This is a genomic window from Lacinutrix sp. Hel_I_90 (assembly GCF_000934685.1).
Lineage (GTDB): Bacteria > Bacteroidota > Bacteroidia > Flavobacteriales > Flavobacteriaceae > Lacinutrix.
The window spans coordinates 2,256,163-2,269,925 of record NZ_JYNQ01000001.1 but is presented as its reverse complement, the minus strand read 5'-3'; the positions used below and the strand labels follow the sequence as shown (position 1 = coordinate 2,269,925).

The following is a 13,763-nucleotide window of genomic DNA, read 5'->3' as shown; positions in this document are numbered from 1 at the left end:
GTCATTTATGAAAAATCATTCATTTGCAAACCAAGCGGTTGTTAGAACCCCGTTAAGTGTTAAGAAAATTGATATTACTTGGGAGGAAATTCAGGAAATATTCAAAGTCCCTAAACACAGAGAAGCCTTATTTATTGGTTCACCAAATATTTTTAAGGCATTAGAGCTATGGGAAAAAGGTGAAGCCTTTCAAACCGAAGATGAGCTTAAAAATCTTAAAGGCTCTCTTTATAAATACACCTCTCGCTTAGCGAATCGCTGCACGCCTTTTGGACTTTGGGCCTCTGTAAGTACTATTAGCTTAGCCAAGGAAACCAATATTGACGTTGCTGGGGCTGAACTTAAACGCACCACTAAATTCGACATGTATTTTTTAGGTGAGATTTTACCAGAAATAACAAAACATAAGGAAATTAGAGACGTTTTAAAATACTACCCAAATAATTCTATGTATAAAGTGATGGATAAGTACCGCTTTGTAGAATACTACTTTAAAGACCAAGCGAGGTGCCACAAAATATCAGAAGTCGATATTAATGACTATTTAGAAAAGACCATTGCCATTGCTCAAAAAGGCGCTACCATAAATGAATTAATTAAGCCCATTACCGATGATAATATTAGTACTGAAGATGCTAGAGCTTTTATCAACCAAGTTATTGATAGTCAGTTCTTTGTTAATGAATTAGAATTTACCCTAACCGGAGACGATTATTTAGAAAGCCTTTTAGATGTTTTAACAGAAAAGCGTTTTGATTTTTATGAAGCTAATGTGGTAAAAAAACTACTGCTATCGCTAAAAAGTAAAATACGCGCTATAGACGCCTCTGTGTGCAATAGTCCTGAAAAGTATAGAGATATTCATAAGGAAATTGAAAAGGAAATTCAAGAAGCAGATATTACAAAACTCTTTCAGGTGGATAGCTTTAAAGATTTATCAACCGCTACTTTAAGTTATAATACCGTAAAAAAGTTACGAAGTGCCATTGTTGTTTTAAACAAACTGCAGAGCAAAAGAGAAAATCCAACTTTAGATGATTTTAAAACCAAATTTCAAGAACGTTATGAGGAATACGAACAACCCTTGATTAATGTTTTAGATCCAGATTTAGGTATTGGTTATGGTCGGGGCTCAGGAGCAAAAACCCCTTTAGTAGATAAATTAGCTATACGCGGTAAAAGCGCCACAAGCAGACAAATAAACTGGAGTAAAAAGACTGGCTTTTTATTTAAAAAAGCGCTTCACGCGCTCCAACATAATGTCACTGAAATTAGTTTAACCGATGATGAAATTAATCAGTTTAAAGAAAACGAGGCGTTGTATCCAGATAGTTTTTCAACTTTCTTTAATGTCTTCCATGAAAATGGAGAAGAAAAAGTGTGTTTAAAGTCGGTTTGGGGACCTTCGGCTAATGGCTTAATTGGACGTTTTGCACATTTAGATGATTCCATCGAAACCATGTGTAATGAGATTCAAGACTATGAAAAAGCATTATATCCAGATAAAATATTAGCAGAAATTATTCATTTACCACAAGCGAGAACAGGAAATATTTTATACAGAAAGTTCCAAAGAGATTATGAAATTCCTTATTTAGGAAATTCGTCTTTAGACAAGGAGCACCAGCTAGACGTTGCAGATTTATATGTTTCAGTCCGCAGAGGTAAAATCATTTTACGCTCAAAACGCTTAAATAAAGAGATTATTCCTCGTTTAGGTAATGCGCACAATTATAGCGCCAATGCCTTACCTATTTATCACTTTTTATGTGATTTACAAGATCAGGAACAATCGGGATTAAGTTTTAGTTGGGGAAGTTTACAACATGAATTTGACTATTTACCACGAGTAAGTTATAAAGACATTGTTTTGTCTCGTGCTACTTGGACTCTCAACCATGATACAATTAAGACTATTTTAGACACTAAGGAAGAAGATGTTATTAGCTATGTTAGAGCGTTTCGAAAGGAAAGAAACATTCCTAACGTAGTTGCTTTTACCCAAGGAGATAACGAAGTGGTAGTTAATTTTGAAAACGACTTGAGTTGTACGGTTTTCTTTTTTATGTTAAAAGGTGAACGCATGATTCAACTAAAAGAATTCTTTTTTGAAGAAGACACGATAACAGGAGCTTACTGTAATGAGTTTGTGTTGCCGTCCTATAAGAATGCACCTAAAGCGTCAGACCTGTTAAACGCTCAACCTTTAGAAGCTCAAAAAGGCACCTTACAAAAAGCCTCTTATTCTACGGGAGATGAGTGGTTATACTACAAGTTTTACTGTGGGGAACGCGTAGGTGAAAAATTATTAAACCACGCCATTAAGCCAATAGTTGACGAACTGGAAGCTAATAACCTAATCGATAAATGGTTCTTTATTCGTTATGGCGATAAAGATGGTCACCATTTACGTTTTAGAATTCATTTAAACGATCAAACAAAATTCTCTCAGTGTGTATTTATCATCAAAAAACACATTCAACCGTTCGAAAACAACCTGTTAATTTGGAAAACACAAACAGATACGTACTTAAGAGAATTACAACGTTATGGTTTTGATTCTATAGATGCCACTGAAGAATTATATTATAACGACAGCGAAGCTACCGTCAAATTCGCAGACTTAATTGAAGGCGATGCAGGAGAGCGCGTGCGTTGGTTGTTTTCATTACTCTCTATGGATCATTTACTCAATGACTTTGGGTTTGATGTAAAACAAAAAATGCAGCTCTTAAATGTAGCAAAAACAGGTTTTGGAAAGGAGTTTAACAAAACTGGTGCCCTTAACAAACAGGTTAATGAATTGTACAGCGAAAACATGTCAAATATCGAAGCTTTTTTAGATGAAGATGCTAAAGCAGACATGTATGCTCCACTTTGGGATATATTAAAAGAGCGTTCTGTTAAAAACAAAGTCGTGGTTGACCAACTAAAAGAATTAGCAGAAAAAAATATCCTGCCTGGAGGGCTCCAAAATACGGTACTAAGCTATTTACACATGGTTTGTAACCGTATTTTCTTAGCGAAGCAGCGTGTGCATGAAATGGTTGTATATGATATGTTATTTAAATATTATAGCAAGCAACTCCATACTCAGAAAAAAAGCAAAACAAAAGTAACCGCTTAAATTAATAGCCAATTCACTTAAAAGAGAACTACAGTGGCTCTCTTTTTTTAAACTTTAGAAACAAATAAATTATGAGAGCATTAGGCGTATTAAGTCCGTCGCTGGCGGCAAAACTAGAAAATGAAGATAAATATATCTTGGAAATAGATTCTTTAAAAATTCCATTAGCTTTAATACATATTCCAGATACAGAATTTGACGAAAATGATGATCAACAAGCAAATATTGTTTTGGTTAAGAAAAAAGGGTTTTCATTGAACTATCGCGATTTTGGTATTATCGAAAACGCATGGAATAAATTAAAAAACACAGATCAAGACACCTACTATCCAATAGGCTCAGAATTTTGCGGTGAAGTACTTAAGATTGGTAAAAATGTTGAAAATTTGAGGGTTGGTGATTTTGTGATTGCTAATTGTTCTTATCCCTTAGCACCTTTAGGCGCACCTGCAGGTATACCTAGTAACCATGGTAGTAAAGAGCTTGAAATGTTTCATAAAGGAAAGTTGATTAAAGTTCCTGAAAACATACCTGTAGAACAAGCCTCTGGAATAAGTATTGGTATTCAAACCGCTATGTCCATGATACGAAAAGCAGACATAAAAGAAGGAAATAAGATCCTTGTAACCTCTATAACCTCCAATACTTCTTTAATTATACTTAACTATTTAAAAGATAAAAAGTGTGACATTTATGGTCTGTCTTATTCTGGAAAAGACACCAATAAAGTAAAAACAATGTTTCCGTTTATTAAAACAATATATAATTTTAAAGACAATAACCTCCCTAAAGATTTGCTTTTTGACGCTGTTTTAGACCCCTTTGCAGACACACATTTGGTCGCTTTACAGCCTAATCTAAATTTTGAGGCGCGGTATGTAACTTGCGGTATGTTTAATCAATCTTCTGAGAAGATAAGAAGCAAAGAGTCTTATGTAAACTTTCCATCATTTATAGGCAGATTAATATCTAAAAACATTCAAATTAAAGCAAACTGTTTAGGTACCACTGAAGATTTAGAGCAGGGACTAAAAATACTAAGTGAAGATCCTAATAGTATTATTCCTGTGGATGAGGCTTTTAGTAAAGAAGAGGATATTAACTTATTTTTAGATAAGTCTTTTTTGAAGACAAAGAAGACTGGAAAGGTTTCTTTTATTTACAGTTAAATAAAAAGCATTAAAAAGGCTGTCTTTTCAGACAGCCTTTTTTTATTAGACTATTGTCATCTTTAAAATAATATGGTGTGTTATTTGTAAATCAACTATAAACACAAATTTAACCCTTTATAATATTAAAAAAGAGTTACTTACTAACTCTAAATGCTCTGTTTTTTTAGCATTATTTCTGAATTGTATGTACAACCATGCTGACTTAAATAATGTTCATTAAATCACTTTTTGTGATAGAGTCTCTTAAAAGGTATTGGATTACTTAACAAAATATAAATAAATTAGATTTTATTTTAATAAAAAAAGGCATTACAAGTCTAAAAACAGACTAACAAAATTAGCTAATGTTTCAAGATTTAGTGTTTTCTCCCTTTTGATTTAAATAATTACCTATTGCAACACCTGACATTAAACCAATTCCTACAAATAACGCAAGATTTCCTGTTATAACTCCAATACCCGCACCAATTCCAACTCCTATGCTTATTCCAAAAGCAAGTTTTTTTCCTTTTTTCATATAATTTTAATTAATAGCTCATTTTCACTTAATTAGTTCCTCAACTCTTCATTATTTTCTGCATTTTACTTCGAGATATTTCACCTTCCAGCAACTGAACTCAAGCTAATTAGTTTTGTTTAAAACAAATTGAAGTATCAAAAAGAATTGGGTTAAAGAGCAACTGTTTTTCAAAATGTTTTTTGTTAAACTACTCTTCCAATTATAATTTATCAATGTCTTTTAATAATGCCAATGTGCTTCAAATAGTGTTTTTTCAAGATAACAAATCAAAAATATTGACATTTATTAAATAAAAACTACATAAAAAAACGGTGCTGAATATAATAGCTGGAATAATTTTATGCTCTTTATTGTAAATCTCTATTCCAAAAAACAAACCACCAACAACGATAAGAAATATATTAATAGACGAATTATAAAAATACCAATAGGTATTATGTAGTTGTTGAATAACATCTCCCGAAAAATCAAATTTTTCAATTTCATCTAACAAAACAAAATAAACTAGAAAAACACGAAATAACTCAATAAAGATGAACAATATAATAACCGTTTTAATAGAACCAAATATACTTTCGCGTTTTACTTCCTCAAAAAAAATTTCTTTTATAAAATAACAGATTGTAATTACAATTATTAAAAGTAAAATAACAAACATTGATGATATAATTGAACTCATATAACCTGAAAACAAAACAACATCCCCACTTTCAGACACTAAGGAATTTACTATGTTGCTAGTTCTAATAAAATTATTTATTAGCATTACAATAAAATAGATCAAAAGGTATTTTATAAAATTAGATTCTTTTAATTGAATTACATTTTTCATATTGTTTCTAAAATTGATGCAAGAATTAATAAAATAGTTGGATAGATTAAATTTTTAAAATTTGGAATTAGTGTAAAATCAATTTCATTTTTATTTAAAATTCTTTTTATAAAAAAACGTCCTTTCAAACCAAAGTCGGCAAATATTAAAAATGCAAATATTTCTATTGGTGCGTGCTTAGAGGCATATAAAATAGTGTCTACAGGCAATTTATATATTGCCATGTTATAAACAATAGCAATTAAAAAACCATTCCAAAGTAGAATTATTAATGTTAACAATCCACCAGTAAAATAACCAACAAAAGATAATAAAAAAGCAACGCCTAAATTGTAAATAAATATTCCAAAAACTTCATAACCTTTAAAAAAGGCCATTTTATCAAAAAAACTAATGTTAGTATTGCTGTTTTCTGAGGTTAATTCTAAAGTCATTATAGATGTATCCTTAGATATAAAAAAAAGTAATATTCCAAATACAAAAAATACTAATGCAATAAGTCTATTTTTCATTTAAAATTTTTAATTTTATTTAGAACAGAATAAATAATTAAATCTTAGCTTTTTTTTAGTTTGTCTACTAATCTAATTATTACCAACTTGTTTAAGTTTAATAAAACTTAACATTATAAATATTTCTGAATTAAAATTAAAGCAATAGATAAATAATATAAGCATCTCTCAAAATTTAAAAGATGCTCATATTATATTACTAATTACAATCCACCTACAACGGCTCCAATAGCAATACCAGCTAAACCACCAACTAAACCAATTTCTGCACCTATTTCTGCACCAGCTATAGCAGATGCTACAGCAGCACCGCCCATTGCAGCACCGCCCATTACATTAGTGGAAGTAGTATTATTATCTGCATCAAATAATGCAGATACTCCCCATCCTATATTTGCTTCTGTAGCTTGGTGCATACTATTCATACCTAATAACATTCCTGCGCTTAGCGCTAGACCTAAAATTGCTTTTTTAATTTTCATAATTTTAAAATTTGTGTTAATTTTTATCTCAAACTTGTTTTAAGTGAGTTTAAGTTTCTCACTATATCTGTTTAAAAATATTCTAGATCCAGTTTTTTTATGCTCGATAAAGTCGATATCTTTTGGTTTTAAATTATAATTAAACACGATAATATTCTGTTTTTAATTCCCTAATAATAAATCTGGTATAACTAAAGATGTATTATTTAATGATGTGTTATTATCTATAATAGAGAACTTGATGTCTTTTGTAGGTCCAGATGAATCGCTAAATTGACATCCTCCATTAATCCCTTTTATTTGAGGGTCTGTAAGCTCAGTAATTGAGTTTTTTAAAAACTGTAATTTCTTGTTTTGTTTTTTCATAATGATTTAATTTTAAGGTTTATGTTTGTTTTTAAGTTTACTCGAAAGCTTAACCATCCAACTTTTGTTTTTCAGATAGCTCTACTTCTTTTTTTTTATCTAAAGTCTTTTATGTAACTCGCTTTTTCTTTCATGTTATTAATAATTACAACATTGTCTAAATAAAGATTAACATCTAGAAATTCTTTTTTTAATTCGATTGAGACGAATTCAAAAGAATTCAAAATTCTGGATTTTGCTATCTTTAATTTATTGCTTGAAAGTAATTATTAGAACCTTTAGTTTGATGGTTCAAAGTAATCTCTAAAAAAAGGAGTATCAAAGCGAAGAGAACTACAATTTATAAATGAAGTCTGTTTTTTTTAATATCAAAAACCTATCATTCAGTTAGTTATATTAAAATATAGATTTTTTATATTTCTTGTATTTTTTTAATGTAAACATAAGGCGTAATACCGGTTGCAGCTCTAAAATAACGGGAAAAAGCATCTGCACTTTTATAGCCCATTTCTTCTGCTATGCCTTTAATAGAGTATGATCTTAATCTTTTATTGTTTTTTAACTCTATGATAGCATAATTAATTCTGAGTTCATTTATATAGATGCTAAAAGATTTATCCAGATGTGTATTTATTATTTTAGATAAATAAGAAGTATTAGTTTTAAGCTTTTTAGCCATATTATGAAGTGTGCAATCTTGGCGTAAAAAATACTGTTTTTCTTCAAGTTTTTGAATTTTTATTAAGATCTCTTCTACTTTTTTAACATCAATAGTATTGATGGTGTCTGTATCTTCTTCATGCAGCTTATAGTTTATATCTTTTACAACATTTTTTTCTACAAATTTTGGTTGTTCTATATCCTGCTCTTCTAATATAGGATCTTGTATTGCTACTTTAGTAAGTTTCAATTTGTTTTCTTCGCCTTTTCGTGCTTCAAAAGCATTAATCTTTATCATCAAGTCATCAAAACGCTTTTGGTTGACTTTAGATTTATTTTTAAAAAAGAAAAACAACAAAATTATTAACAATAACAACACGCCACTAATTCCAGTCCACGCCCATTTTGTTTTTTTTTGTTCTTCTTTTTTTAAAATTTCTTCCCTAAGTTCTTCTTCATGCATACTTTGAACATCTGAAAGTTGTTCTTTTAGTGTAATATCATGAATACTAGCTATAGCTACGAGATATTCTTGAGTTGCCTTTTCTTTTTCTTCAATGTATTTATAATAGAATTTATATGATAGCTTAGTACTATCTATTCTCTTGTATATATCTGCTATTAGCTTATAATACTTAGCTGCTTGGTGGGCTGGTTTATTAGCATCTTTTTTTAAAATTGCTTTTAAATAGGATAAAGCTTCTTCATAATTATTTTCTTTAGATGAAATGTCTGATAACCTATAATTTATTTCGTTAAGAAACGCATTGTTAGTCAGTTTTGTTGCATATCTTTTTGCTTCTAGGGCGTCAAGCTTTGCCTTTGCCAGATCTCCTTTCAAAAAATGACTTCTTGACCTAAACTCAAACATATAATATAAAAATAGCATGTTTTCACTTTGCAATGCCACCTCCAGACCTTCTTTAATAAGAGGTTCTGCCTTATCAATTTCATTTTTATGTAAATAAACCTCTATAAGTCTTTTTCTATTATATCTTACAAAAGAACCTGTTCGATCGCCTTTTTGTGCGCTATATGATTCCTTCAAATAATTAAATGCTCCTGTAGATATACCATCTTTATTCAGACCTAGTTTCATTTTAAGCAGCTCAATAGACAACCTTAAATGAGATATATGGGCATCATTATTTTCCTTTTTTGCTAAATCTAATGCTTGACTGTAAAGTTGCAAGGCCTCATTATAATTATAACTATTGTCATATGTTCTAGCTAAATAAAATTTATTATTAATAATATCTAATGGGTGCTCTGCTAAACTTAACCTTTTATGATAATAGTATAAAACACTATCGCTTTGATTGGTAACTTCATTACAAACAGCTAAAAGAGAATATGCTAATTTTATTTTTTCAGTATCTCCCGTCTCCAAATTTTGTTGAAGGTATTTTTTACTAAATACTATCGCCTTTTTGGGTTTACTATAAATATATTTTTTAATAGAATCCTCAATAGGTGAATTTATCTCTTGACTATATGCTGAATACTTGAAAAAAATGAAAACCAGGAGAAAAATGAATTTAATTTTCATTATTTAGTGAATCTTTAAGCAACTGTTGTTAAGTTAAACCACGTTTTTTTGTTAAAAAAATTACCTGTTAAGTGTTTGTTTTTAAATAAATTATAAGTCTTAAAGATTGCGCTTATTTATAAATAAAAGTTCTTACTTTTTGTAGGATTCAAATTTAATAATAATATTTGTTCAATAAATAAATAAACCTATATAATTTATGAAAACTCAAGCAAACAAAAAGTTAGTCTTTAAAAAAAATAATATTGTGGAACTTAACGACTCAGACATTTTTAAGATAAACGGTGGTACTGGGTCAGTAACAGATTCAGGAATTGATGATGGTAATGGTACTGGTGGAGGTGATTCTGTTCCTCCTGATATTTTAGGAACTAGAAATATTTGCCTTTCAGTGAATATTATCGCCGGCTTAGGCTAGTTACTAGTATAAAAATAATTAGTCCTCACTTATTAAAACAAAAAGAGCGTGTTATTTTAAAATAACACGCTCTTTTTGTTTCAATTTTATAATCAATGTTTTTATTAAATCACTAACCAATAGGGTCTCATTAAAGATTCTGGGTTATTTAAATTATAAATAAACACAATTTATTTTTCCATTTAAAAGGCATTACAAGTCTAAAAACAGACTAACAAAATTATGTATTTTAGTTTCATAGCATCGGCAGTTAAACTTTTGATTTGCAGTTTTTTAAAAACTATTAAAGCGTTGTTTTTTTATAAATTATAGTTTACTGTTTTTGTATCCCTATAAAATATTAATGTAATTTGTTTAACTGTTAAAGTGATACGTGTAATGGCGTTATAAAGCGAAAATCTATATACTATAGAAACCTTTTTAAATTTAGCGGCCACAGCAGAAAGGCGTATACCATTACAGGGCATTTTAAAAGAAGGTTTTATTAAAAATAAAAGCAGTATTAAATTATTTACATATGGTTTTGTCATTGAGTATTCTTATCAAAACCACGCTTGAATAAAATGATGGTTCACGACATCCTTTTTAATACTATAGCAAAGCACTACATAGACAAAAACAAACTTAAAAAAAATGAAAACACTAGCAGTACTAAGTCCATCTTTAGATAAAAAAATCGAAGACAAACACAAAAGTTATATTCCAATTGACTCTTTAAAAATACCCCTAGCTCTAATTGATGTGCCCGATGAGGAGTTTCTAGAAAATGATGAACGCTATAATGATACTGTATTAGTAAGAAAAAAGGGGTTTTCTTTAAACTATAGAGATTTAGGGATTATAGAAAATGCATGGAACAAGCTGAAAGATTTTGATGGAGACACCTATTATCCTATTGGTTCAGATTTTTGTGGTGAAGTCGTTAAGATTGGTAAAAACGTAGATAATCTTAAAATTGGTGATTTTGTAATACAGGATGGTTTTTATCCAAATTACCAAGGTAGCGGGAAACCAGGTATCCCAACAAATCATGGTAGTAAAGAATTAGAAGTTCTTCATAAAAAAAAGCTGATGAAGTTACCAAAAGGATTTCCTGTAAATATAGCATCTGGTATTGGAATTGGAGCTCAAACAGGCATGTCAATGATTAAAAAAGCGCAGATTAAAAAAGGAGAAAATATTTTAGTTACTTCTGTAACATCGTATACCTCCCTTTTTCTTCTGAGTATTTTAAAAGATTATGACTGTAATATTTATGGGTTGTCCTATTCCGGCAGTGAAATTGGCTCCGTAAAAGAGAAGTTTCCATTTATTAAAGAAGTATTTTCATTTAAAGACGATTCAATTCCAAAAAACATAACTTTTGATGTCGTTTTCGATCCGTTTTCAGACACTTATTTTCCATATTTATTATTAAATAAAAAATTAAATTATAATTGCAAATACTTGACTTGTGGATTTTTTAGTCAATCTTCTGAAAAAAAATTAGGAGATAAAGGCATTAAATTACCATTATTATTATCTCATTTAATTTTATACAATGTTCACCTTATAGGAAATTGTTTAGGATCTACTGAAGATTTGAAAGATGGTATTAAAATACTAAACAAAGAAAACTCAGTTCCAATTGATAGCGAGTTTTCAGAAAATGACAATATTAATGATTTTGTTTTAAAATCATTTAATTTGGAAAAGAATCGATTTGGAAAAGTTTGTTTTATATACTAATTAAAAGGTCCTAAATATTGGGGTGTCATATATGTCTTTCTATAGCGGGTTGTTTTTAATACGTAAATGATCCAGAGGAAGTGTTTAAGACACTTTATGCAAAACTTCAGTCTCTAAATACAGACAAACATATTTGAATCTAAATATAATAAAAAACCAGAACATTTAAACGTTCTGGTTTTTTATCATATCGACCTATTCTGGAAAACATAATTGATATAAATCAAAAAGAACTTAGAAACACTTAATGAGCACCATAGTTAAAATTAATATCAAACTGAGTCAGTAAAATAACAAATAAAATAACAAGTAGAACAACAGCTGTTCCATATCGCCAGCTATATACTCTTGCTATAATTGTTTCTCCTCTTTTAATTTGATTCGTGTTGTCATCTGTTAATTCTATAACTGAACGCATTACGGAATTTAATTTTGAGTTTTTAGTTTTCATAATAATTTACTTTTATTATTTATTTCTAAAGTATAATGCAAAGCAAGACCTGGTGTTATTTGATCTAAAAAAACATCCATACCATTTAGCAACATATTAAACAGTCAATTTATGTAAAAAAGACTGCCTTAAATTTAAGACAGCCTTTTTAAAAAACATTAAATAAAATTTAATGAGCATCATAGTTTAAATTGATTTCAAACTGAGTAAATAAACTAACAGCTGCACTACATAGCCAACTAGAGACTGTTACAGTGGTTGTTGGGTTTCCTCCTTTAATTTGATTCATGTTGTTGTCTGTTAATTCTACAACTGAATGCTTTTGGAAATTTAATTTTGCGTTTTTGGTTTTCATAAGTATTTAATTTACTAATTAATATTAATGGTGAACTACTGAAATAACTTGTTCATCTGAAACTGTTACAGTTACTGCAACAACAAGAATAGCGCTTACACAATACCATGCTGTTCCTCCTTCAATGTCTCTTGCTTCTACATCACCTAACTCGATTACTGTAGACTTATCAAAATTTAATTTTTTGTTTTGTGTTTTCATAATATGTATTGTTTTTAAATGTTAATCATCAATTGCTACTGAAATCCAGAATATAAGATCCCCTTTACTATTTTCAACAAAAGAGAATGTTACTGCATCCCCACCGTTTACACCAATCATTTGTTGGTCATTTAATTCAGAAATTGAATCTTTTTTAAACTGTAATTTTGTGTTTTGTGTTTTCATAATATTTGTTTTTAAAAGTTAACTGTTACCAAAAAATTGTAACATCTATTTCTAATTGTGTTTCATCGTCATGTCCAACAAAAATGGTTATGCTTCCTCCTCCTGCGTTGATGTCACGCATGTCTTTGTCATTTAGTTCAACGATAGCGCTTTTTGTGAAATTTAATTCTGTGTTTTGTGTTTTCATAATTTTAACTTTTATAAATGGTTGAGACTATTGTAAGGTTGTTCTCATTTACCTCTGCTATTACGTTATAGTTTATTCATATCTAGATAAAAAATCGAAAAAGTCGAGGGCTATATTAAATAAACTTATAAATTTTCGCATGTTATTATTGTTTGTCTATTTACCGTAAACTGTTTTAACTTAATTTATCTCAAGAATAAGGCTAACTGCTGGCCAGTACCAACTGGTAACTTCGTGGAAAGAAATTGATAAACCTACAGAGTCTCCTCCACCAGCTACTCCTGTTAACTGTTGGTCGTTCAATTCTAAAATAGAGTTCTTGCTAAAGTCTAGTTTTCTATTTTGTGTTTTCATATTTATATATTGTATTAAAAATTGCGGTATTTGAAAGGTTTAACTTTACTTTAATTAGAGTTCTTTAATATCAAGTGTTAAAAATCGAAAAAGTTGAGGCTATATTAAATAAACAATAATTTTTAGCGTATTAGGTTTGTGAATTCTAATTGTTTTGACCTATTTTATTTCAATAATAAGACTAATTGCCGGCCAATAAAAGCTAGTAACTTCGTTAAAAGAAATTGATAAACCTATAGAGTCTCCACCAGCAACGCCATTCAATTCTAGATCGTTTAATTCGATAATAGAATTCTTACTAAAGTCTAATTTTGTGTTTTGTGTTTTCATAATTCTTGTTTTAATTTATTAATAATTATTTTTGAACTTCTTTTGTTATTGTAAAGACATCTGTAATTGAAAGGCAATTTGAGCATACATAACCCGTACCTCCATTAACTGAAGCCGATTCAACGTCTGTCAATTGGATGATAGATTTTTTTGTAAAATCTAATACCTGTTTTGTGTTTTGTGTTTTCATAAATTTGTGTTTTTAATTGTTAATGTAATTGTTGTATTTTAATTACGGCTACAACCTTTAACTTCTTGAGATTATTTGTAAGTGCTAAAAATGTTTTAATCGATAAAGTCGATGGCTATAGCAAACGAAAAATCTTCAATGGT

The 13,763-nt window shown here is 29.4% G+C and carries 18 protein-coding genes; 4 read left to right on the top strand and 14 right to left on the bottom strand.

Translation table 11 applies throughout. From position 1 onward, the window contains the following. Window positions 1-7: 7 nt before the first annotated feature. Entirely contained in the window at window positions 8-3,127 is a 3,120-nt protein-coding gene (locus GQ46_RS10030) for a lantibiotic dehydratase (protein ID WP_044401293.1), read from the top strand. A gap of 71 nt (window positions 3,128-3,198) precedes the next feature. After that, window positions 3,199-4,296 carry an alcohol dehydrogenase catalytic domain-containing protein gene (locus GQ46_RS10025; protein WP_044401290.1) on the top strand — a complete coding sequence of 366 codons (1,098 nt, stop codon included), beginning with the start codon at window positions 3,199-3,201 and terminating at the stop codon, window positions 4,294-4,296. A 352-nt stretch (window positions 4,297-4,648) separates the two neighbouring features. On the opposite strand, the gene GQ46_RS17875 is transcribed toward GQ46_RS10025, so the two are convergent. From GQ46_RS17875 to GQ46_RS10000, 6 genes are all read right to left on the bottom strand, one after another. After that, complete coding sequence (locus GQ46_RS17875) at window positions 4,649-4,816, bottom strand: hypothetical protein (RefSeq protein ID WP_197077350.1); 168 nt, start codon at window positions 4,814-4,816, stop codon at window positions 4,649-4,651. Between the two features lie 256 nt (window positions 4,817-5,072). After that, window positions 5,073-5,651: a hypothetical protein gene (locus tag GQ46_RS10020; protein ID WP_044401287.1), complete on the bottom strand. Its 579-nt coding sequence runs from the start codon at window positions 5,649-5,651 to the stop codon at window positions 5,073-5,075. Next, window positions 5,648-6,163 carry a stage II sporulation protein M gene (locus tag GQ46_RS10015; protein WP_044401284.1) on the bottom strand — a complete coding sequence of 172 codons (516 nt, stop codon included), beginning with the start codon at window positions 6,161-6,163 and terminating at the stop codon, window positions 5,648-5,650. Before GQ46_RS10015 ends, GQ46_RS10020 begins: the two co-directional genes overlap by 4 nt. 203 nt (window positions 6,164-6,366) lie before the next feature. After that, window positions 6,367-6,645 (bottom strand): hypothetical protein, encoded by a 279-nt coding sequence (locus tag GQ46_RS10010; protein WP_044401281.1) that lies wholly within the window; start codon window positions 6,643-6,645, stop codon window positions 6,367-6,369. Between the two features lie 162 nt (window positions 6,646-6,807). Further along, window positions 6,808-7,011 (bottom strand): class I lanthipeptide, encoded by a 204-nt coding sequence (locus tag GQ46_RS10005; RefSeq protein WP_044401278.1) that lies wholly within the window; start codon window positions 7,009-7,011, stop codon window positions 6,808-6,810. A gap of 412 nt (window positions 7,012-7,423) precedes the next feature. Then, window positions 7,424-9,220, bottom strand: coding sequence for a helix-turn-helix domain-containing protein (locus GQ46_RS10000; RefSeq protein WP_044401275.1), 1,797 nt, complete (start codon window positions 9,218-9,220; stop codon window positions 7,424-7,426). Between the two features lie 199 nt (window positions 9,221-9,419). On the opposite strand from GQ46_RS10000, the gene GQ46_RS09995 reads away from it, so the two are divergent. Together GQ46_RS09995 and GQ46_RS09985 are read left to right on the top strand one after the other, a co-directional pair. Beyond that, the gene (locus GQ46_RS09995) at window positions 9,420-9,638 is read left to right on the top strand and encodes a class I lanthipeptide (protein ID WP_044401272.1); all 219 of its coding nucleotides are present in this window, start codon (window positions 9,420-9,422) and stop codon (window positions 9,636-9,638) included. 633 nt (window positions 9,639-10,271) lie between these two features. Beyond that, window positions 10,272-11,366, top strand: coding sequence for an alcohol dehydrogenase catalytic domain-containing protein (locus GQ46_RS09985; RefSeq protein ID WP_044401266.1), 1,095 nt, complete (start codon window positions 10,272-10,274; stop codon window positions 11,364-11,366). 244 nt (window positions 11,367-11,610) lie between these two features. On the opposite strand, the gene GQ46_RS09980 is transcribed toward GQ46_RS09985, so the two are convergent. The 8 genes from GQ46_RS09980 to GQ46_RS17710 form a co-directional block, all read right to left on the bottom strand. Beyond that, window positions 11,611-11,817: a hypothetical protein gene (locus tag GQ46_RS09980; RefSeq protein ID WP_044401263.1), complete on the bottom strand. Its 207-nt coding sequence runs from the start codon at window positions 11,815-11,817 to the stop codon at window positions 11,611-11,613. Between the two features lie 169 nt (window positions 11,818-11,986). Then, window positions 11,987-12,172 carry a class I lanthipeptide gene (locus GQ46_RS09975; protein ID WP_044401259.1) on the bottom strand — a complete coding sequence of 62 codons (186 nt, stop codon included), beginning with the start codon at window positions 12,170-12,172 and terminating at the stop codon, window positions 11,987-11,989. Window positions 12,173-12,196: 24 nt separating this feature from the next. Then, a complete protein-coding gene (locus GQ46_RS17735; RefSeq protein WP_156133172.1) occupies window positions 12,197-12,373 on the bottom strand; it encodes a hypothetical protein in 177 nt (58 codons plus the stop codon). Window positions 12,374-12,394: 21 nt separating this feature from the next. Continuing rightward, window positions 12,395-12,559 (bottom strand): class I lanthipeptide, encoded by a 165-nt coding sequence (locus GQ46_RS17730; protein ID WP_156133170.1) that lies wholly within the window; start codon window positions 12,557-12,559, stop codon window positions 12,395-12,397. 25 nt (window positions 12,560-12,584) lie between these two features. Further along, window positions 12,585-12,746 (bottom strand): hypothetical protein, encoded by a 162-nt coding sequence (locus GQ46_RS17725; protein ID WP_156133168.1) that lies wholly within the window; start codon window positions 12,744-12,746, stop codon window positions 12,585-12,587. A 180-nt stretch (window positions 12,747-12,926) separates the two neighbouring features. After that, window positions 12,927-13,100 (bottom strand): class I lanthipeptide, encoded by a 174-nt coding sequence (locus tag GQ46_RS17720; RefSeq protein WP_156133166.1) that lies wholly within the window; start codon window positions 13,098-13,100, stop codon window positions 12,927-12,929. A 159-nt stretch (window positions 13,101-13,259) separates the two neighbouring features. Beyond that, a complete protein-coding gene (locus GQ46_RS17715) occupies window positions 13,260-13,430 on the bottom strand; it encodes a class I lanthipeptide (RefSeq protein ID WP_156133164.1) in 171 nt (56 codons plus the stop codon). Window positions 13,431-13,455: 25 nt separating this feature from the next. After that, the gene (locus GQ46_RS17710; protein WP_156133162.1) at window positions 13,456-13,620 is read right to left on the bottom strand and encodes a hypothetical protein; all 165 of its coding nucleotides are present in this window, start codon (window positions 13,618-13,620) and stop codon (window positions 13,456-13,458) included. Between the last annotated feature and the right edge of the window lie 143 nt (window positions 13,621-13,763).

Bases quoted from the DNA above. Each gene is read 5' to 3' on its own strand.
- GQ46_RS10030 (WP_044401293.1), top strand. From the start codon at position 8: ATGAAAAATCATTCATTTGCAAACCAAGCGGTTGTTAGAACCCCGTTA.
- GQ46_RS10025 (WP_044401290.1), top strand. From the start codon at position 3,199: ATGAGAGCATTAGGCGTATTAAGTCCGTCGCTGGCGGCAAAACTAGAA.
- GQ46_RS17875 (WP_197077350.1), bottom strand. From the start codon at position 4,816: ATGAAAAAAGGAAAAAAACTTGCTTTTGGAATAAGCATAGGAGTTGGA.
- GQ46_RS10020 (WP_044401287.1), bottom strand. From the start codon at position 5,651: ATGAAAAATGTAATTCAATTAAAAGAATCTAATTTTATAAAATACCTT.
- GQ46_RS10015 (WP_044401284.1), bottom strand. From the start codon at position 6,163: ATGAAAAATAGACTTATTGCATTAGTATTTTTTGTATTTGGAATATTA.
- GQ46_RS10010 (WP_044401281.1), bottom strand. From the start codon at position 6,645: ATGAAAATTAAAAAAGCAATTTTAGGTCTAGCGCTAAGCGCAGGAATG.
- GQ46_RS10005 (WP_044401278.1), bottom strand. From the start codon at position 7,011: ATGAAAAAACAAAACAAGAAATTACAGTTTTTAAAAAACTCAATTACT.
- GQ46_RS10000 (WP_044401275.1), bottom strand. From the start codon at position 9,220: ATGAAAATTAAATTCATTTTTCTCCTGGTTTTCATTTTTTTCAAGTAT.
- GQ46_RS09995 (WP_044401272.1), top strand. From the start codon at position 9,420: ATGAAAACTCAAGCAAACAAAAAGTTAGTCTTTAAAAAAAATAATATT.
- GQ46_RS09985 (WP_044401266.1), top strand. From the start codon at position 10,272: ATGAAAACACTAGCAGTACTAAGTCCATCTTTAGATAAAAAAATCGAA.
- GQ46_RS09980 (WP_044401263.1), bottom strand. From the start codon at position 11,817: ATGAAAACTAAAAACTCAAAATTAAATTCCGTAATGCGTTCAGTTATA.
- GQ46_RS09975 (WP_044401259.1), bottom strand. From the start codon at position 12,172: ATGAAAACCAAAAACGCAAAATTAAATTTCCAAAAGCATTCAGTTGTA.
- GQ46_RS17735 (WP_156133172.1), bottom strand. From the start codon at position 12,373: ATGAAAACACAAAACAAAAAATTAAATTTTGATAAGTCTACAGTAATC.
- GQ46_RS17730 (WP_156133170.1), bottom strand. From the start codon at position 12,559: ATGAAAACACAAAACACAAAATTACAGTTTAAAAAAGATTCAATTTCT.
- GQ46_RS17725 (WP_156133168.1), bottom strand. From the start codon at position 12,746: ATGAAAACACAAAACACAGAATTAAATTTCACAAAAAGCGCTATCGTT.
- GQ46_RS17720 (WP_156133166.1), bottom strand. From the start codon at position 13,100: ATGAAAACACAAAATAGAAAACTAGACTTTAGCAAGAACTCTATTTTA.
- GQ46_RS17715 (WP_156133164.1), bottom strand. From the start codon at position 13,430: ATGAAAACACAAAACACAAAATTAGACTTTAGTAAGAATTCTATTATC.
- GQ46_RS17710 (WP_156133162.1), bottom strand. From the start codon at position 13,620: ATGAAAACACAAAACACAAAACAGGTATTAGATTTTACAAAAAAATCT.